This window comes from Methylacidimicrobium tartarophylax (genome assembly GCF_902143375.2).
Taxonomy (GTDB): domain Bacteria; phylum Verrucomicrobiota; class Verrucomicrobiia; order Methylacidiphilales; family Methylacidiphilaceae; genus Methylacidimicrobium; species Methylacidimicrobium tartarophylax.
Genome location: NZ_CABFVA020000025.1, coordinates 1 through 17,387 on the forward strand (window position 1 = coordinate 1; position 17,387 = coordinate 17,387).

Below are 17,387 nucleotides of genomic sequence, written 5' to 3' on the forward strand. Positions count from 1 at the left end.
GGTCGGAAGCGTGGCGGGGCAGCTGGCCCGGATGCACGGCTGCCGGGTGGTCGGAGTCGCCGGAGGAGCCGACAAGTGCCGCCATGTCGTGGAGGATTTCAAGTTTGCGGCCGCCGTCGACCACAAGGCGGGCGACCTATCGGGCCACCTGCGGGAAAGCGTTCCCGAGGGGATCGATGTCTACTTTGATGGCGTGGGCGGAGCCGTCCTCGAAGCGGTGCTCCCCCTGCTCAATCCCTTTGCCCGGATCGTCCTCTGCGGCCATATCTCCACCTATGACCGGCCGGAAACGCCGGGTCCGAAGGGCTGGGACTTCCTCCTCTCCCGAAGAGTGCGGCTGGAGGGCTTCATCGTTGGCGATCGACTGGATCGCTGGCCGGAAGCCCTCGGACGGCTGGAGCACTGGGCGGCGGAAGGAAAGCTTCGCTTCGAGGAGACGATCGTCGAAGGGCTCGAAAACGCCCCTGACGCTCTTCTCGGGCTTTTTCAAGGGAAGTCCCTAGGGAAGCTGGTCGTTGCGGTCTAGCAGCCTTTTGGCCGAGCGGGGGGCAAGCCAATGGAATATATCCTTGCTCTCGATCAAGGCACGACGAGTTCCCGTGCCCTGCTTCTCGATCGCAGAGGGGCGATCGTCTCGAAGGCGCAACGGCCGGTTTCGATCCTCACTCCGAAGCCCGAATGGGTGGAGCAGAACCCTGAAGTGCTCTGGAGGTCGCAAGAGGAAGCGGCGCGCGACGCCCTGTCGCGGGCCGGAGTCAAGCCTCGGCAGATTGCCGCCATCGGCATCGCCAACCAGAGGGAGACCTTCCTTCTCTGGGATCGGCGGAGCCTCGAACCGGTGGGAAGCGCCCTGGTTTGGCAGGACCGTCGATCGACCGCTCTTTGCCACCGACTGCGGGAGGCGGGTTGGGAAGAGACGATCCGGCAAAAGACCGGCCTCCGCCTAAATCCCTACTTTTCGGGAACCAAGCTCCTCTGGCTTTGGGAGAGCCTTCCGATGCTCTCGAGCCGTCTCAACCGCCTCTGCTTCGGAACGGTCGACAGTTGGCTTTTGGCCAAGTTGACCGGAGGCGAGGCCCACCTCACCGAGGAGTCGAACGCTTCGCGAACTCTTTTCTACGACATCTACGAGCACCGATGGGACCAAGAGCTCCTGGCGCTTTTTCAAACGCCCCTCTCCCTTCTGCCGAAGGTGGTTTCCTCGGCCGGGCTCTTCGGAAAGGGGGCCGGCTTCTGGGAGGGAATTCCGATTCTCGCGGTCCTGGGGGACCAGCAGGCTTCCCTCTACGGCCAACTCTGCTGGGGTAGAGGCGGACTTAAGACGACCTACGGGACCGGAGCCTTCTCACTGATGAATCTAGGGAATCGGCCTCCGGAGGCTGGGGAAGGCCTACTGATCTCTCCCGGCTGGAGTCTGGGCAGGCAGACGGACTACGTGCTCGAAGGAAGCGTCTTTGTCGCCGGAGCCGCCTTTCAGTGGCTGGTGGATGGTTTGCGGCTGGCGTCCAACATTGGCCAGGTCGAGGCGATGGCGCGACAGGCGCCTGATAGCGAAGGGCTGGTCTTCGTCCCGGCTCTCACCGGGCTGGGAAGCCCGTATTGGGATCCATCGGCGGAGGGACTCCTGATCGGGATCACCCGGAGAACCCGGCCTTCCCAGATTGCCCATGCCGTCTTCGAAGGAGTCGCTCACCAGGTTTGCGACGTGATTGAGGCGATGGGCCGGGCGACCGGAGTGCCCCTCCATGAAATGAAGGTCGATGGAGGGGCGGCACAAAGCGACCTCCTTCTTCAGATCCAGGCCGACCTGCTCGGCCTCCCGGTCGCGCGCTCCGGCTGCCATGAGGCGACCGCTCTCGGAGCCGGTCTCCTCGCCGGTCAGGAAGCGGGCTTCTTCTCTTCTCCGGAAGAACGGAGCTCCTTCGGTCAGATCGACCGGATCTTCTCGCCCCTTCTCGATTCACGGGAGCGTCTCCGCAAGCGCGAGGAGTGGAAGAGCGCAATCGATCGGGCTCGAGGCTGGAGACGGGAAGAGCCCGGGCCGATTTCCTCATGACGCGAGGGACGGCATTCGACCTTGTCGCGGATTCCTCCCGGCCGTGGGACTTTCTGGTCGTCGGCGGAGGGGCGAGCGGCCTGGGCACCGCCCTGGAGGCGGCGAGCCGCGGCTACCGGACCCTCCTGGTCGAGAAGTTCGACTTCGGCAAGGGGACTTCGAGCCGATCAAGCAAGCTGATCCACGGGGGGGTACGCTACCTGCGGCAAGGGCGGCTCCACCTGGTGCGGGAAGCCCTCCAGGAACGCTGGCTTCTCCTCCGCAATGCGCCCCATTTAGTCCGGCCGCTCCCCTTTGTCCTGCCGCTCTACCGGAGCACGGAAATCCCTTGGTATTTCTTGGGGCTCCGACTCTACCAAGGCCTTTCCGGATCCCACCGGCTGGGCAGGGTGGAGCGGCTCAGCCGCCCAGAGACCGTGGAGCGGCTGCCGACGCTCCGGACCGATCAATTGCGGGGCGGAGTGCTCTACTGGGATGCCGAGTTTGACGATGCCCGGCTGGCCATCACCCTCTTCCGCACGCTGGAGGACCACGGCGGAGTCGCCCTCAATGCGGCCGAGATCGTCGGCTTCTCCAAACAAGCGGGACGGATCACGGGAGCGGTCCTTCTCGATCGGCTCTCGGGCCGGGAGTACCCGCTTTCGGCCCGAATCGTGGTCAACGCCGGCGGAATCTTCTCCGATCAGATTCGTTCCCTGGACGAGCCGGATGCCACTCCCCGGCTCGCTCTCAGCCGGGGCAGCCATCTCGTCTTCCCGGCATCGCTCTTGCCGGGCAAAGACGCCATGCTGATCCCGAAAGCCTCCGACGGAAGAGTCGTCTTCGCCATCCCTTGGCTGAACCGGGTCCTGCTGGGCACGACCGAGGTTCCGGTCGAAGAGCCCGAGGAGTCCCCTCGCATGTCTTTGTCGGAAGCCGAGCGCTTATGCTTGGAAGTCTCCCCCTACCTGCCGTCGGTCTCCTCCGCGAAAGCCGTGGCGTCTTTCTCCGGCTTGCGACCTCTTCTGGCGCAGCCGGGAACTCATCGGCGGGAGCAGTTGAGCCGGGAGCATTCGATTTGCGTCTCCCCTTCCGGTCTCATCACCCTGGCAGGAGGGAAGTGGACGACCTATCGGAAGATGGGGGAGGAGTGCATCGACTCTGCCGAGCGCGCGCATGGCCTGGCGCACCGCCCGTCCCGGACGGCGATGCTCCCTCTCCATGGCGCCTGCGAGGAGGGAGGGAGCGGCCACTCGTTCTTTTCGGTCTACGGAAGCGAAGGGAAGGAGATCGAACGGCTGGCCGCCGAGGAGGCGGGAGCAGCGGAGCCGATCCATCCCTCGCTTCCCTACGCCGTCGCCCAGATCCTCTGGGGAATCCGGAAGGAGAGGGCGCTGGGCCTGGAGGATCTGCTGGCTCGCCGGACTCGCGCGCTCTTTCTGGACGCTCGCGCGGCCCTAGAGTCGGCACCCCGGCTCGCCGGTCTTCTCGCCCGCGAGTTGGGCCGCCCAGATTCGTGGAGGGAGGCCGAGCTTGCTGCTTTTCAAAAAGCCGCCCAGGCTTACCTCCCGCCTGAGCTCCCTTCCACCGATCGCTGATCCGGCTTTCGCCTCCCCCTGAAACCGAGACTCCCGAACCATTTGGACCGGTCTGCCCTCGGCGACTGTGGGCTTGGCCAGGTGTCCCGAACCGGGCTCACCCGGCCAGAGCCTCGGCTGGCACGCTCGGCGCGTCAAGCTGCGACCGTCATGCCGGCGGGATGCGCCTGCCGCTCTTTCCATGCCGCTGATTGTCCAAAGGCTTGCGCGATGCGAACGATACGTATGGACGCAGGCTCGCGGTTGGACGACGCGCCTTCAGCGGGCTGTGGCCGCCGCCAGTTTGTGATCCAGTGTGACCAGTTCGCCGCCAAGCGCGCGAGCAAGCCATAAATAGCTAGCGTCGTAGGCGGTCAAACCTGTCGCTTCGGCGAGATCAAGCGCGGCCGCGTGATCCACGGCGACTGTTTCTACCGCGAGCCGGGCGGCCAGGGGAAAGGCGGCACGTAACGCTTCCCTTTGCTCCGGATGGCGCCGCATCTTGGTCAGGCAGACATTGGCTAGTTCAAAGCCGAGCAGGGAAGGTGCGGCCAGACGGGCGCCTTCTAGGATCGTGGCGACGGCCGCAGCCTCAGGCTCCCCGAACACGAGAGCCGCCAAGGCAGAGGCGTCTACAATCTTAATGGCGCTCACGATCCATCCGGATGATCGTCGCGGAATCGGCCGGCGTATGAACGCCAAGGCGGCGGATTTCCACCAGCAACTCGGCCGGGCTCAGCTCGCGTTTGGGCTTGACCGCCTCCTCGATGATGGCGAGCAACTCGCCTTGGAGGGAACGGTGATGCCGTTCCGCCCGTTGCCGCAACCGTTCCACAACCTCGTCGGGGGCATTCTTGATCGAGAGATTGACGGACATGGTTCTAAAATGACTCCATATCGGAACCGTAACATGTCGCCGGCATTCCGGCGAGAGGGTTTCGCCGTTGTCCGGAAGTGCAAGGGAGTTGTCAGGGTTTGCATGATTATCTTCTAGCCAATCGCCGTCCATTGCTGATCGGGCGTGCGGTGCTTCGGGAGGTTGTGGCAATCCTGACCGAAAAGCGCCGCGCAAGCCCCTAGCTTTAGCCATGGGGTGAGCGGCGAGTCAAAGCTTGATGGATGCTTATGTTCCTGTATAAGAGACTGGAAAGCATTCGATGCGAGCTAACACTCAATCCTTCATTGCCGAGTTTCCATTGCGAACGGCTGCGGCGGACGAGGTTGCCCTTTCCAAGCGCCTCAATGCCGCTCGCGAGATCTACAACGCCTCCTTGGGCGAGGCGTTGCGCCGGTTGGCCTTGATGCGGCAATCGAAGGACTGGCAACGCGCTTGCCAGATGCGGAAGACGATCGTGGACGAGCGGAGCGGGAAGCGGATCGGCAACAAGGAGCGCTCCACTCTTTTCCGCAAGATCCAGGATTGCTTCGGTTTTAGCTCATTCTCGCTCCAGAAGTTCGCGGAATCCTGCCGGAATGCCTGCTCGATCCGCGATCATCTCGGATCGCACGACACGCAGACCGCGAGTCTGCGGGCATTCCGGGCCGTCCAGGCCTATGCTTTCGGCATTCGGGGCCGACCGAGATTCAAGCCGGCCAGCCGGTTCCACTCGGTCGAAGGCAAGGGCGATGCCGTGATCCGATTCCGGAAGGAGCCGGTTCTGGCCATTCATTGGGCGGGCTTGGTCTTGCCGCTTCGGCTCGATCCGAAGGACAAGCGCGGCTGGCAGCGGATCGCGCTCGAGGCCCGGACCAAGTACGTGCGCGTCGTTCGCCGCACCATTCGAGGCAAGACGCGCTGGTATGGGCAACTCGTCCAGCAGGGTGTCGCCCCTCAGGTCAGACCCGTGGGAGAGGATGTCGTCGGCTACGACTTGGGGCCATCGACGGTGGCCTTCGTCTCCGAAACCGACGCAAGCCTGGAAAATCTCTGTCCGGAAGTCGAGCAGCCTTGGAAGCAGACGCGGCGGATCTTGCGGTCCATGGACCGGTCCCGCCGCTCTACCAATCCTGGAAATTACGACACCGAGGGCCGGGTGAAGCGAGGCGTCAAGCGCTGGGTCGGTTCGGAACGCTACCAGCACAGGCTGCGGGATCTCGCCGAAACCGAGCGGCGGCTGGCTGCCGCGCGGAAGACCGCGCACGGCAATCTCGCGAACCGGATGTTGGCGCAGGGAAAGACCATCAAGGGGGAAAAGCTATGCTATAGGAGTTTTCAGAAGAATTTCGGACGGAGCGTGAAGGTACGCGCGCCGGGGATGTGGGTGGAGAGGATTCGCCGCAAGGCTGAAAGTGCTGGCGGCAGACTCACCCGAGATCGATCCCCGGAAGACTCGATTGAGCCAGTTCGATCAGACGACCGGGCAGTACGTGAAGAAGCCGCTCTCTTTGCGGACGCACGTCTTCGGCGATGGCCGTATCGAGCCTGTGCAGCGGGATCTCTACAGCGCGTTTCTCGCGAAATGCTCCGATGAGGATTTCCTCGATATCCGCCAGGTCTTAAAGGCTTGGCCGGGTGCGGAACCGCTTCTGCGACGGGCGATGTCGAGGGTAAAAGAACCAGCGAGACGGGAGGGCTTTGCCCAACCGCATGTCGAGAACGTCAGAGTTGGTCGTCCGTCGAAGGGGAAAACGGGAAGCGATTGTCTGCCGAATGGCGGCGGTCGTTCCGGCGAGGCCGGGGATGCTGTAGCGCAAGCGAGAGCCTCGGAGAGCCAGATCCATTATTCCCTAGAACCCCCTGGCTTTAGCCATGGGGAGTTTCAGTGTAAGGAATGTGCCGGATGACGTGCATCGCGCTTTGCGCGTGCGGGCGGCTCGACACGGTCGCAGGACGGAAGCGGAGGTACGCGAGATTCTGGCGGCCGTGGTCAAGCCGGAGAAGCGTTTGCGTCTGGGCGAAGCTCTGGCTGCCATCGGCCGCAAAATCGGGCTGACCAATGAAGATTTCGCCGTCTTGGAGAGCGTGTGCGATCAGACTCCGGCCAAACCGTTGCGCTTTGACTGAATGAACGTCCCGGATCTGGTTCCGGCTCTCTCGGAGCGTCAAGCTGCGACCGTAATGCCGGCAGGATGCGCCCGCCGCGCAGCCCTAACAACGATCTCGACGTGCTGGTCTAGCGAGACCAGCGCCCGCATCAGGCGTTCAAGCGAGATGTTCTGCAGTTTATAGCGTCGCACCTGAGACAGCTTGGGCTGTGTCATACCGGTGATGTGAGCGGCCTGAATCTGGCTAAGGCTGCGCTTGTCGATCAGCTCGTTCAGCTTGACCGCCAGGATAGCTTTCGCCGATAGCTCTTCCGCATCAGCGAAGCCCAGATCAGCCAGCACGTTTTCGGTGGCTTGAGGATGGTTTTTGTGCGTCATCACGATCTCCCGCTCGCACCACAACGCGCGAGCACTGCCTTCAATCGTTGCTCGATCAACTCGACGTCCGGTTGCGGCGTGGCGATGCCGGACTTGGACTTCTTTTGAAACGCATGCAGAACGTGCACGGCATCATCAATACGCACGGTGTAAACCGTGCGGAAGGCATTGCCGCGATGATCCTCCACAAGCTCATACACGCCCGAACCTAGCCCTTTCCAAGGCTTGGCCGACTTAGGGGTTCGACCTAACTGCACAACGAACAGCGCGACACCCATGTCTTTCTGGACAGGGAGAGGAAATTCCTTGAAATCCTTCTTGGAGGAACCCTCCCAGTACAGAATCTTGCGTTTCTCAGACATGAAGTATACCCGTTCGGATATAAGAGGCAACGGAGATCTTGACCCACCAGTGACCCTTCACCTCTCCGCGCACCCGTAATGGCTTGCCGCCGACTCGCCACCAGTTCGGCCGCGTCCCGCAGCGGCTCGTCCACGATGTGGACGTAGTGCATGGACTTCGCCACGGTCTTGTGGCCCGTTGGCTTCATGTTGTTCTTTCGCTGGCGATGGCGGCGGCGAGCCGCCAGCCGCGATCCTCACTCCCCTTTTTCCGTAGGATAGCCCTTCCGGGTCCAGTCCTTGGCGAAGTCTTCCGGGAGATAGAGAACCTTTGCTTGCGTAAAGCCGAGCGCCTTGAGCGTGGCAAAAGCGGGCCGGATGTTGGGGCAGACATCCCACGGGCAGCAGCCGCAGTAGAGGACGATCGTCTTGTCCTTGGGAAGGCCGGAAACGGCCTTCTTGAGCGCTTCGATGCCTTCGGGATCCTTTCCGGTGCCGACATGGACCGAGCCGGGGATGTGTCCGGCCTTATAGAGAAAGGGAAAGCCGACTTGATCGATTACGACGGCGGGTTTTCCGCTCTTCATCCAGGCCAGAAGATCGTTCGGTTGGAGGATATCGCTCGTTGTCCAGGGATCCTTGGGGGTGATCTCGATCGGGCTCTCTTCCCCACGGAGGGAAGGCGTTCCCCAAAGGGAAAGCAGAAGGAGGAGACCCAAGAGGAGGCGAGGGGGCCGGAGGGGGAGAGGGATCATGCTTGCTCGATTTTCCAAGTTTTCCGCGAAAGCGGCAATCGAGAAACTCCAGCAAGTTTTCCGAGGGTCCGACGGCCCTTCCTCGGAAGGCGGCGGGAGCGGTGCGGCTTCTGCTCCGCGGTTTCGAATCGGGAGAAGGAAATTGACAGGGCTTTGCGGGGAAGGGAGGTTGCGTCGCGTGAAAGGACTCCTGCTCACGCTCTCTTTTTTCTGTGCGCTTCTCCCGCTCGGAGTCAGCGCCCATCCGCTCTTCTCGGAGTGGATACCGGTGGAAAAGTTGGAATGGGGCCCCTTGGGGAGCGGGAGCGGGAAAGAGGTGGAGGGAATGATGGACTACCAGAGTCCTCCCAGCCGCCGCTACATCATCCTGGGATATATTAAAACCCGGTCCTGGCTCTTCGGCAGCGCTCGGAGCCGGGCAGTGGCGCTGGCGAAGGAGCATGGGGCCGATGCCATCCTCGAGTTGAGAAAGTCGACGAGGTCACCCGGGCACTTCCTCCTCGGTGGGCAATATGTCGAATCTTCGTCCTGGGTCGGCGCCTATGCTGCGATCCGTTTTCTCCAGAGAAAGAAAGAGAAGCATGCTTGGGGCATTGCGAGCGTTCTCGTCCCTCTCGGTCGAGCCGGGGTCCCTTTCTAGGGGGGAGCTCCGTGCCCCAGAGAGCGGGCCTCAAGGGTTCTGTGTCCTTTTGCGCTCCAGGCGGATCGGTTTCCCGTCTATGAGGTGGCGCTGGTCGAGAAGGGCATTCCCTTGGCGGCGGAAGACCCCATAGACTTTTCCTTCGGAGCCGACCAGAACCTGGTCCTCCCCAACCCGGTATTCCGACTCCCAGGAATCGGCTTCCGTGCGGCCATCGGGCCAGCGGACGGTCCGCTGCATTACAGCCTTTCCATCCGCCTCGAGGGTGAGCGTCAGGAGGACGGTCGACTGGTCGGGCTCGCTCCAGCTTCCGGCATACTCTCCTGCCGGGGAGGAGAAGCCGAAGCGGCAGCCGGGGACGGACAGGGCGAGGAAGAGAAAGAAGATCAGCGGGATTCCCGCACGAATCCCTTCCCCTCCTCCCGCCAGCCTACCGATCAAGCTTCTCGGCATTGATCTCGATCAAGTTCCGGTCTGGATCGAGGAGGTAGAGCTGGGGGAAGCCGGCGACCGAATGGGGATCGACCTTGATCCGGCGGAACTCGTCGGACGCCTCGGGCGTGTATCCTTTCCCCCGAAGCTCCTCGAGGGTTTCCGAATAGCTGGCGACCCGCAGCGCAAAGTGGCCATCTCGCGAGTCGATGCCCTTGCCGGTGCGCAAGGTCTGGCCCGGGGAGACAATCAAATGGACGCGCTGGCCGTCCGGAAGCGCAAACCAGGCTCCCGGGAAGGGGAAGGGCGCCCGGGGAATTTCCTGGAGGCCCAGGATCTCGCGATAGAAGGCTTTCGAGCGCTCCAGGTCGGTGACCGGGAGGGCGACGTGGTGGAGGAGGGTGATGTTCATCGGCATTCGTTCTCGGTGGAGCAGAAAAGGAAAGCGGGAGGGTCCGGGAAGCGTCTTTCTAAAACTCCTCCTGCAGAAGGTCGAAGAAGACCCGGATGCCCTGCTGGAACTCGGCCACCGGGATCCGCTCGGAATCGGAGTGGGCGCTCCAGGCGGTTTCCGCATCGAGGGTCATCGGCATGAAGCCGTAGGCCACGACTCCCTTTTGGCGCAGGTAGCGCGAGTCGGTGAAGCCTGAGCTCAGGAGCGGACTCACCACCGCCTCGGGATAATGGACGGCAACCGTCCGCTCGATGGCTGCAAAGAGGGGACTGTCCCATCGGCTCGGCGGAGTCGGATCGACCACCTCGTTCGCGACTTCGACGGTGACCGGCAGGTCGGCCACCGTGGCTTGGATCGAGGAGAGAAAGTCCGCCGGATCGACCCCGGGCAAGAGGCGGCAATCCAAGGTTGCCTCGGCGACCGAGGGAATCACATTGATCTTAGGTGGGTTGCCGACGCCCGCTGCCAGACTGGTCAAAGCGACCGAGTTTCGCTGGATCGACTCGGTGAAGGGATGGGGGACCAGCGGCGCCCCGACCCGGGAGACCATCGCTTCGACGACGGCGGGAGGATGGCCCGACTCCTTTCTCTCAAGGATCCGGTTGACCGCACGCATAAGGACGGCCGGGGCATCGTCCTTGGTTGGGATCGAGCCGTGGCCCGGTCGCCCGGTCGCCCGTAGCCGGAGCCAAACCGGCTGCTTGTCTCCCACCTGGACGAAGAAGACGAGCTTGGAGGAAGTAAAGAGATCGCGGGTGCAGAGCCCGCACTCATCGAGAACATATTCGGGTTCGATCTCCTTCCAATGGTTTTCGATCATCCAGCGGATGCCGTGCTTTCCTCCGCTCTCCTCGTCGGCGGTCGCGAGGAAGAGGATCGGCCGGGGAGGGGTGATCCCTGCCCGTTTGAGTGCCAGGATGGCCATAAGCTGCTGGATGCCCAACCCTTTCATGTCGAGGGTTCCCCGACCCCAGAGAAAACCGTCTTGGACCTCGGCGGCAAAGGGCGGGATCTTCCATCGGGAGGCATCCGCCGGCACGACGTCCATGTGATTGAGCAGAAGGAGAGGCTTACGGGTAGGGTCTCTTCCCGGAAGGCGAGCGAGGAGGTTGCGCTCTCCCCCGGAGCCGCTGCGATAGAGTTGGGGAGAGAAGCCATCCTTCTCTAGAATGTTCTGAAGAAATTCGGCCGTCCGGCTCGTGTCGGCCGGAGGGTTTACCGAGGGAATTCGAATGTAAGCCTGGAGGATCTCTAGCGCTTCCTTGCCCAGGAGAGCCCAGTCGAGGGGAGAAGAGACGGAAGGAGGCATGATCGACCGGTTTTGCCGCATCCAAGGGGTGCTGTCAAAGCGGAAAGAGTCGCCTTGCCCTCCGTGCGGCCGAAGCGGCTCCGCGGCAGATCGACCGGGTGACTCCTGCCCTCCGATCGACGTACAGAAGAGGAAAGGAACCGATCCCCCTCAATCCGGAGAATTCCCCCATGTCCTCTCTTCATGTGAACCTCACCCTAGGCCACCAGACCTCGATGCCGCACATGTCCACGGCACTCGATCCCCAGATGCGGGTCTTTTACCAGCGTAACCTCGATCCGTTCGCCTCCTCCTTGAGCACGACCGATCTCCTCCGTGCGGCAGGGAATCTCCTTGGGCTGGTCCGCTCCAGCCTTTCCTGGGCGGGACAGTTCTTTTCCCGGCAGGAGCTCCCCAAGCCCGGCTCCGCGCAGCCGAAAAGCGGGAAAGAGAACGAGGGAGAGGAGAAAAAAGAGAAGGAGGAAGGAGCCAAGCGGCCCGATCCTCGGCCGACGCCGGTTTCCGAGACAGAGCCGCAAACTCCTCCTCTGCCCACTCAGGGATCCGTGGACGAAGAGCGGGTGCGCCAGACCCGGGAGAAGAGCCGGAGGACGACCGCCGAGGCGCAGGAGAGAATCCGCACGGTCCGGAAGAACGAGCCGGCCGAGAAGCCGGCGGCGTTTGCGGATCTCCCCCGCCATTATGGGATCCGGCTGGCGCTGGAGCTTTCTCTCGGCCGGAGCCGGCGGTCCAAGGACTTGGGAAAGGAGGGGGAACGCCCATCCCAGGGCGAGACGCGTCCTGGCGCGGCGGCCCGAGCGGCTCTCCCCGGAGTTGTGTTCCGGGGCTCGCTGAGCCTTCATCTACCCTTGGCTCGGCCTTCGGCCTCCGGAAGAGGCGGCAGAGAGGGGAGGTGAGTTAGGTGGAGCAGATCCTTTTCCGGATCGATCGAACGGAAGCGGCCGGTCGGGCGTCGGGAATACTCCTCAGGGTCTCGCCGCCTGCCCGTTCTCTTCCAGGAACGCTTGGGCCTCGGAGAGGTCTGCGAACAGAAAACTGGGATGGGCCGCTTCCAGTTTTGCCCGGGTGTCATAGCCGGTCAGGAGGGCGCCTGAAAGGATGCCCGCCGCATGGGCCGCCTCGACGTCGTGAACCATGTCGCCCAGAAAGATGGCCTGGCGCGGCTCGATTCGCCCCTCCTCCCGCATTTTGCGGAGGGTCACCCGCTTGTCGGCGACTTCCGTATGGATTTCGGCGAAATAGTCGAGGATCCCGTGCCGCTTGGCCTGATCCAGGAAATGACCATTTTGAATCGTGCTCAAGAGGATCATTCGCAAACCATGGGTGGAGCAAAACTCGAGGAAGCCGGCGGCATGAGGCAGAAGGGGGATCTGCGGCCGGAAGAAGCGGAAGGCGGTGTGGTAAAAGCGATCGAGGATCTCCAGCGGGACTTCCGGAAGAATCGTCCGGTAGAAGTCGCGCAACGGAAGAAAAAAGCATTCCCGGAACTCTTCGACATTCATGGTCGGCTTCCGGTAGAGGCTGAGAACCTGATTGGCTGCCCGATGGACAAAGGGGAGGTCGTCAGCCAGGGTGCCCGACCAGTCAAGGAGGATCGTGTCAATCGGCCGACTCACAAGGGACTTCCTCGTTCTTCGATCAAGACACGCGTCCCGATCGATGCTTGTTCGAAGAGCTGAACCATCTCTTCGTTGCGTAGACAGATGCAACCCTTGCTCATCGGCTGTCCGATCGCATCCTCCCGATTTGTGCCGTGGAAGTAGATGAAGCGCTCGCGCGTGGTCAAGTTATGGGGTTCCATTCCCGCCAGCCAGAGAATTCGCGTGAGGATCAGGCTCCGCTCTCGAAAAGGGGCATCGGGAGTCCAGAGCAACCCGGTCGGCCGACGGCCGCGAAACTCCGTACCCAGGGGAGAGCCTTCTCCAATTTTCTCGCAGATGAAGTGCCACCCGCGCGGAGTTCGATAGCTTCCGGGCTCCTCCCCGCAGCCGAAAAGGGCGGTGCTGACCAGGGTCTCCCAGATCTGCTCCTTGCCGCGCAGGACGCGAACCTTCTGCTCCCAGACCGAGACATGAAACCAGATCCCCGCCGGGGTGGAGGGAAGGCCGGAGGAATCCCAGGGGTCAAAGTGCATTGAGCCGGTCGATCAGTTGGCGCAGTCGCCCGTAGGATCTGCGGTCGAAGGGGAAGCAGAGCCGGGGCAGCGAGAGGATTTCCGGCTCGTTGGCCTCGGCGGGGAGTGCGCTCGTCTTGAAAAAAGAGCCGGGCTGGACGGCGATGTCGGCAAAATCGCGCTGGATCGCCTCGAGCGCGGAGTCGTCGGGCGCCCGGTGGATGCGGAGGGCGAGAAGCTCTCCCACAAAGCGGCAGGAGTGGAAGTTGTAGTAGAAGCGCTCGATCTCCTGGGTCGCTTCCTCGAGGTCATCGGTAAAGGTAAAGAGGTGGAAGTCCTGGTCGGAAATGAGATCGCGGGAGAGCAGCTCCTTCTGCAAAAATTCCCGGAACGCACTCCAATAGGTGCCCCCGGGGTAGTCGATGAAGACCATGGGAACGATGGGAGCCTTGCCCGTTTGCATCAGGGTAAGCGCCTCGAAGCATTCGTCCATCGTTCCAAAGCCGCCGGGAAAGAGCGCGATGGCATGGGATTCTTTCACGAAGAAGAGCTTCCGGGTGAAAAAGTAGCGAAAGAAGATGAGCTTCCGGTCGCCTTCGATCACCTCGTTCGGACGCTGCTCACAGGGGAGACGGATATTCAGGCCGAAGCTCCGTTCCTTGCCGGCCCCCAACTGGGCCGCGCCCATAATCCCATCCCCGCCTCCCGTAAGCACCATGAAGCCCGCCTTCGCGATCTGCTCAGCGAACCGCCGGGCCATCCGCCATTCCGGCCTTTCGACGGCGAGGCGAGCCGAGCCGAAGATCGTGACCTTCTTGACGCCCCGGTAGGGTTGAAAGATCGCATCGGCATAGCGGATCTCCTTGAAGGCCTGGTTGATCATCCGGATGTCGCCCGATGTCGTCGCTTGACGATCGAAGCGAATGGCCGTGGCAACCATCTCGAAATACTCGCGCCGCGCGCTTCCGATTCCCGCCTCTTCGAGGAGCGCGGTGATCTTTTTGTCCAGCGTGGGCTCCCCAGTCGAGTAGCTCGCGCTTTTTTTCTCCGTCATCCGGAAGCTATAATGCGTCCGGTATCCATCATGGCAAATCTATTAGAATCGCTTTCCGAGCGGCTTGTTTTGGGCGACGGCGCGCTCGGCACCTACCTCTACTCACTCGGGCTTCCGCACCGCTATTGTCTGGAAGAAGCCAACTTGAGCCGTCCCGATCTGGTGCGGCGCGCCCATGCCGATTATTGCCAGGCGGGTGCGGAGCTTCTCCGAACCAACACAACGGGGTCCAACCGCGCCTACCTCAGCCGATTTGGCCTGGAAGGGCAAGTCGTCGCGATCAACCGGCGAGGAGTCGAGCTGGCAAGAGAGGCGGCCGGAGGAAGGGAGTGCACGGTGGCGGGGAGCGTGGGGCCGATCTGGCTCCGTCCCTGGGAGGGCAGCCTCTCGCCGGAAGAACGGCGGCCGCTCTATCGGGAGCAGATTACCGCCCTTCTGGAGGCGGGCTGCGACCTCGTCTTTTTAGAGACCTTTACGGAGCTCTCCGAAGCGCTGCTCGCCCTCTCCGTCGCCTATGAGGCTGGGGCTTCGAGGGTAGCGGTCTCGCTGGCCGTCTTCGAAGAGGGCCGCCTCGGCAACGGCGACACCCTAGCTTCCGGCTTTGCTTCACTGCGGGGTGCCGCGGCTCGGCTCGTCGGCATCGGGGGAAGCTGCGGAATCCTGGCATCCCTCCATCTTCTGGAGGAGATCGAAGTGCGGCCCGGAGATCTCCTCTGCGCCTTTCCCAATGCGGGAAAACCGGAGTTCTACGAGGGCCGGCTGAGCTATTCGGCGAGCCCTGAGTATTTTGCGGCGAGCGTCGACCGTTTCGTCGAGGAAGGGGTCCATCTTCTCGGAGGAGATTACGGAACGAACCCCCTCCACATCGCGGCGATGGCACCGGTCCTCGCTCGCCATCGTCCCCTCCGGGTCAAGCCGCGGCGGGGACGGGTTCCGGTGATCGAGATGGAGAGGGAGAAAGAGCTTCCCAAAGCGGAAGAGGAGAGTCTCTTGGACCGCTGCAAGCGAAAGCGGATCGCCATGGTCGAACTCGATTCCCCGCGAACGCTCGCCATGGACAAGTTCCTGGAAGGAGTCCGTGCGCTGGAGAAGGCGGGGGTCGACGCGCTGACGCTGGCCGACAACTCCCTGGCCATTCTCCGGGTCAGCAACCTGGCGGCGGCGGTCGCGGCTCAGCGATGCGCCCGGCTCCCGACCATCCTCCATCTCGCCTGCCGGGACCGGAACCTGCTCGGTCTTCAGTCCGAACTTATGGGACTGTCGGTGCTGGGCTTCCGTCACGTCCTCGCCTTGACCGGAGATCCCGCCAAGGCGGGCGATCATCCCGGGGCCACGTCGGTCTACGATCTCAACTCGCTCGGGCTCATCAAGCTCATGGCCAAGCTCAATGGGGGCGTCTCCGCCGCGGGTCGGGACCTCAAGGCAAAAACGAACTTCGTGATCGGCTGCGCCTTTAATCCCAATTCGGTGCAATTCGATTCGCAAGTACGCAAGCTCGAATCGAAAATCGCGGCCGGGGCGCAGTACGCGATGACCCAGCCGGTCTTCGACCCGGAGTTGATCCGGAAGAGCGCCGAACGACTGAAGCCGCTCGGCATTCCGGTCTTTGTGGGGATCATGCCCGTGCTCAACTCCCGCAATGCCGAGTTTCTGCATAACGAGGTGCCCGGGATTTCCATTCCGGAAAGCTTGCGGGAAAGACTACGGCATGTCGACGGACCGAAGGCCGCAGAGCTGGGACTAGAGGAGGCGCGTTCGCTGGCGGAAACGGTACTGGAACAGTTCGGGGGGATCTATCTGATTACGCCCTTCATGCGGTATGATCTCTCCGTCCGGCTCGTCGAGGCGCTCTTCTAAAATTTGAAAAATGGGAAAAAAGGAGACCAGAGACCGCTCTCTTCTTCGCTGCCCGCGGTCCCGGAAACGACCAGTGCCACGATCGGCAAGCATACCCCCATCTATGTCGGGACCTGCGGATGGGACTACCCGGATTGGAAGCCGCTTCTCTACGGTGACTCCCCCCGCGGGCACTGGCTTACGCTCTACTCGCACCGCTTTCCGGCGGTCGAGGTCGATTCTTCCTTTTATCGGCGGCCCCGCGCCGAAACCTACCATCGGTGGGCGGAAGCCACGCCACCGGATTTCGCCTTCGCCCTCAAGGGCCACCGCTTTGTCACTCATGTAAAGCGGCTGCTTCATCCGGAGGAGTCGCTCCGACTTCAGCTCGAGGATGCTTCTCCGCTGACCTCCAAGCTCAAGACATTCCTCTGGCAGCTTCCCGCCGCCTTCCGGAAAGACCTCGCCCGCCTCGAATCCTTTGCCCAGGCCCTGACCAAGGTAAAGGGCCCCGCTCGACACGTTCTCGAGTTTCGCCATCCTTCCTGGTTCGATCCGGAGGTGGCTTCGCTTCTCGGTCATTACCGGATCGGGTCTTGCCAAAGCGATGCGGCGGACTGGCCCTTATGGGACGCGGTCACGACCGACCTGGTCTTCGTGCGGCTTCATGGGGCCGAAGTGACCTATGTCTCTTCCTATTCCGAGAACGAGCTTGCCTCTTGGGCCGAACGCATCAGAACTTGGCATCGGGAAGCGCGCACGGTGCATCTGTATTTCGACAACACGGCAGGCGGGGCGGCGGTGGAAAATGCGCTCACCCTTCTTTCCCTTCTTTCCGCAACGGAGAGCTACGGATGAGGGTCCGGCTCGCGGCCATCCTCGCCTCCCTTTTCCTGGCATCGGGGGCCCTTTCGGCGCCGAGCGTCTCCAGTCCCCCGGCACCGGATAAGAAGATGCCCAAAAAGGGGCCGCAGATCTTTGCGGTGGTCGAATATGGTCCGCGGATCTCGCCCGAGGTTCAGTCCGAGAAAGACCGGTACCTCTCTGGGCTTTCCGAGGCGTTCGAAGACCGGGTCCAACAGGAGGCAGCTCGGAAGCGGCTTTCTCTGGCCGGGCTGGCGCTGACGCCCACCCACGGCTTTGTGGCCATCGCTTTTTTTCTGAATGGCTCGGGAGTGATTACGGAAAAGACCGTGCTCCGCAGCGAAGGAGAGGCCGCAGGACTGGTCGAGCGCACGGCACTCGACGCGCTCCGAGCCCTGACGCTCTACGTTCCCCCTCCTTCGACCGTTCGGCCCGAACTGGCGGAGGGGGCATGGAAGTTCTTCTGCTGCTGGTGGCCGCCGGACTTCGGGGGCCTCAACGACGATCTGGAAACGGCTGCCCGGTCCATCGACAAGTTTGCCGCATTCCTTGACGCCAAAGCCTCGTCCGGCCGGCCGCTGGAAATCCGGCATGGGAGGTGATCGCAGGCGCAA

General features: G+C 62.6%; 21 protein-coding genes and 1 pseudogene. 10 read left to right on the forward strand and 12 right to left on the reverse strand.

The genetic code is table 11. The features are described 5' to 3' along the window. From MAMT_RS03320 to MAMT_RS03330, 3 genes are all read left to right on the forward strand, one after another. A partial coding sequence (locus tag MAMT_RS03320) for an MDR family NADP-dependent oxidoreductase (protein ID WP_142659603.1) occupies positions 1 to 526 on the forward strand: 526 nt, incomplete at its 5' end. A gap of 30 nt (positions 527 to 556) precedes the next feature. Next, the gene (locus tag MAMT_RS03325; RefSeq protein WP_142659604.1) at positions 557 to 2,056 is read left to right on the forward strand and encodes an FGGY family carbohydrate kinase; all 1,500 of its coding nucleotides are present in this window, start codon (positions 557 to 559) and stop codon (positions 2,054 to 2,056) included. Then, positions 2,053 to 3,633: a glycerol-3-phosphate dehydrogenase/oxidase gene (locus MAMT_RS03330; protein WP_142659605.1), complete on the forward strand. Its 1,581-nt coding sequence runs from the start codon at positions 2,053 to 2,055 to the stop codon at positions 3,631 to 3,633. Before MAMT_RS03325 ends, MAMT_RS03330 begins: the two co-directional genes overlap by 4 nt. Before the next feature lie 258 nt (positions 3,634 to 3,891). On the opposite strand, the gene MAMT_RS03335 is transcribed toward MAMT_RS03330, so the two are convergent. Further along, on the reverse strand, positions 3,892 to 4,266 hold the full coding sequence (locus MAMT_RS03335; RefSeq protein ID WP_142659606.1) for a type II toxin-antitoxin system VapC family toxin: 375 nt from the start codon (positions 4,264 to 4,266) through the stop codon (positions 3,892 to 3,894). Further along, the gene (locus MAMT_RS03340; protein WP_142659607.1) at positions 4,253 to 4,489 is read right to left on the reverse strand and encodes a FitA-like ribbon-helix-helix domain-containing protein; all 237 of its coding nucleotides are present in this window, start codon (positions 4,487 to 4,489) and stop codon (positions 4,253 to 4,255) included. Before MAMT_RS03340 ends, MAMT_RS03335 begins: the two co-directional genes overlap by 14 nt. Before the next feature lie 280 nt (positions 4,490 to 4,769). Between MAMT_RS03340 and MAMT_RS11600 the strand changes: the two genes are divergently transcribed. Both MAMT_RS11600 and MAMT_RS03355 read left to right on the forward strand, forming a co-directional pair. Continuing rightward, positions 4,770 to 6,083: a hypothetical protein gene (locus MAMT_RS11600; RefSeq protein WP_246186501.1), complete on the forward strand. Its 1,314-nt coding sequence runs from the start codon at positions 4,770 to 4,772 to the stop codon at positions 6,081 to 6,083. A 278-nt stretch (positions 6,084 to 6,361) separates the two neighbouring features. Next, positions 6,362 to 6,616, forward strand: coding sequence for a FitA-like ribbon-helix-helix domain-containing protein (locus tag MAMT_RS03355; RefSeq protein ID WP_142659608.1), 255 nt, complete (start codon positions 6,362 to 6,364; stop codon positions 6,614 to 6,616). 38 nt (positions 6,617 to 6,654) lie between these two features. On the opposite strand, the gene MAMT_RS03360 is transcribed toward MAMT_RS03355, so the two are convergent. From MAMT_RS03360 to MAMT_RS03375, 4 genes and pseudogenes are all read right to left on the reverse strand, one after another. Further along, complete coding sequence (locus MAMT_RS03360) at positions 6,655 to 6,975, reverse strand: helix-turn-helix domain-containing protein (protein ID WP_142659609.1); 321 nt, start codon at positions 6,973 to 6,975, stop codon at positions 6,655 to 6,657. Further along, positions 6,975 to 7,337, reverse strand: a complete 363-nt coding sequence (locus MAMT_RS03365) for a type II toxin-antitoxin system RelE/ParE family toxin (RefSeq protein ID WP_142659610.1) — start codon at positions 7,335 to 7,337, stop codon at positions 6,975 to 6,977. Before MAMT_RS03365 ends, MAMT_RS03360 begins: the two co-directional genes overlap by 1 nt. Before the next feature lie 62 nt (positions 7,338 to 7,399). Then, positions 7,400 to 7,534, reverse strand: a pseudogene (locus MAMT_RS11605) (integrase); the annotation flags it as partial. A 39-nt stretch (positions 7,535 to 7,573) separates the two neighbouring features. Beyond that, the gene (locus MAMT_RS03375) at positions 7,574 to 8,071 is read right to left on the reverse strand and encodes a rhodanese-like domain-containing protein (RefSeq protein ID WP_142659611.1); all 498 of its coding nucleotides are present in this window, start codon (positions 8,069 to 8,071) and stop codon (positions 7,574 to 7,576) included. 169 nt (positions 8,072 to 8,240) lie between these two features. On the opposite strand from MAMT_RS03375, the gene MAMT_RS03380 reads away from it, so the two are divergent. Continuing rightward, positions 8,241 to 8,711, forward strand: coding sequence for a hypothetical protein (locus tag MAMT_RS03380; protein WP_178086893.1), 471 nt, complete (start codon positions 8,241 to 8,243; stop codon positions 8,709 to 8,711). 30 nt (positions 8,712 to 8,741) lie between these two features. Here MAMT_RS03380 and MAMT_RS03385 read toward each other — a convergent pair whose 3' ends face one another. Genes MAMT_RS03385 through MAMT_RS03395 form a run of 3 tightly spaced genes read right to left on the reverse strand, consistent with a single transcriptional unit; the run spans position 8,742 to position 10,906 of the window. Next, positions 8,742 to 9,152 (reverse strand): hypothetical protein, encoded by a 411-nt coding sequence (locus MAMT_RS03385; RefSeq protein ID WP_142659613.1) that lies wholly within the window; start codon positions 9,150 to 9,152, stop codon positions 8,742 to 8,744. Next, entirely contained in the window at positions 9,142 to 9,555 is a 414-nt protein-coding gene (locus tag MAMT_RS03390; RefSeq protein ID WP_142659614.1) for a VOC family protein, read from the reverse strand. Before MAMT_RS03390 ends, MAMT_RS03385 begins: the two co-directional genes overlap by 11 nt. 58 nt (positions 9,556 to 9,613) lie before the next feature. Next, positions 9,614 to 10,906 (reverse strand): M20/M25/M40 family metallo-hydrolase, encoded by a 1,293-nt coding sequence (locus MAMT_RS03395; protein WP_178086894.1) that lies wholly within the window; start codon positions 10,904 to 10,906, stop codon positions 9,614 to 9,616. Between the two features lie 170 nt (positions 10,907 to 11,076). Between MAMT_RS03395 and MAMT_RS03400 the strand changes: the two genes are divergently transcribed. Beyond that, positions 11,077 to 11,802 carry a hypothetical protein gene (locus MAMT_RS03400; protein WP_142659616.1) on the forward strand — a complete coding sequence of 242 codons (726 nt, stop codon included), beginning with the start codon at positions 11,077 to 11,079 and terminating at the stop codon, positions 11,800 to 11,802. A 69-nt stretch (positions 11,803 to 11,871) separates the two neighbouring features. On the opposite strand, the gene MAMT_RS03405 is transcribed toward MAMT_RS03400, so the two are convergent. Genes MAMT_RS03405 through MAMT_RS03415 form a run of 3 tightly spaced genes read right to left on the reverse strand, consistent with a single transcriptional unit; the run spans position 11,872 to position 14,073 of the window. After that, positions 11,872 to 12,522: an HAD family hydrolase gene (locus tag MAMT_RS03405; RefSeq protein ID WP_142659617.1), complete on the reverse strand. Its 651-nt coding sequence runs from the start codon at positions 12,520 to 12,522 to the stop codon at positions 11,872 to 11,874. Then, positions 12,519 to 13,040: a L,D-transpeptidase gene (locus MAMT_RS03410; RefSeq protein ID WP_142659618.1), complete on the reverse strand. Its 522-nt coding sequence runs from the start codon at positions 13,038 to 13,040 to the stop codon at positions 12,519 to 12,521. The genes MAMT_RS03405 and MAMT_RS03410 overlap by 4 nt, the downstream gene beginning before the upstream one ends. After that, entirely contained in the window at positions 13,030 to 14,073 is a 1,044-nt protein-coding gene (locus tag MAMT_RS03415; RefSeq protein ID WP_142659619.1) for an LOG family protein, read from the reverse strand. Before MAMT_RS03415 ends, MAMT_RS03410 begins: the two co-directional genes overlap by 11 nt. Positions 14,074 to 14,103: 30 nt before the next feature. Here MAMT_RS03415 and MAMT_RS03420 point away from each other — a divergent pair, with 30 nt between their 5' ends. The 3 genes from MAMT_RS03420 to MAMT_RS03430 are packed head-to-tail and all read left to right on the forward strand — an operon-like array spanning position 14,104 to position 17,375. Further along, complete coding sequence (locus tag MAMT_RS03420) at positions 14,104 to 15,930, forward strand: bifunctional homocysteine S-methyltransferase/methylenetetrahydrofolate reductase (RefSeq protein ID WP_142659620.1); 1,827 nt, start codon at positions 14,104 to 14,106, stop codon at positions 15,928 to 15,930. Between the two features lie 3 nt (positions 15,931 to 15,933). Further along, positions 15,934 to 16,767: a DUF72 domain-containing protein gene (locus MAMT_RS03425; RefSeq protein ID WP_142659621.1), complete on the forward strand. Its 834-nt coding sequence runs from the start codon at positions 15,934 to 15,936 to the stop codon at positions 16,765 to 16,767. Further along, positions 16,764 to 17,375, forward strand: coding sequence for a hypothetical protein (locus tag MAMT_RS03430; protein ID WP_142659622.1), 612 nt, complete (start codon positions 16,764 to 16,766; stop codon positions 17,373 to 17,375). The genes MAMT_RS03425 and MAMT_RS03430 overlap by 4 nt, the downstream gene beginning before the upstream one ends. The last annotated feature ends 12 nt before the right edge of the window (positions 17,376 to 17,387 follow it).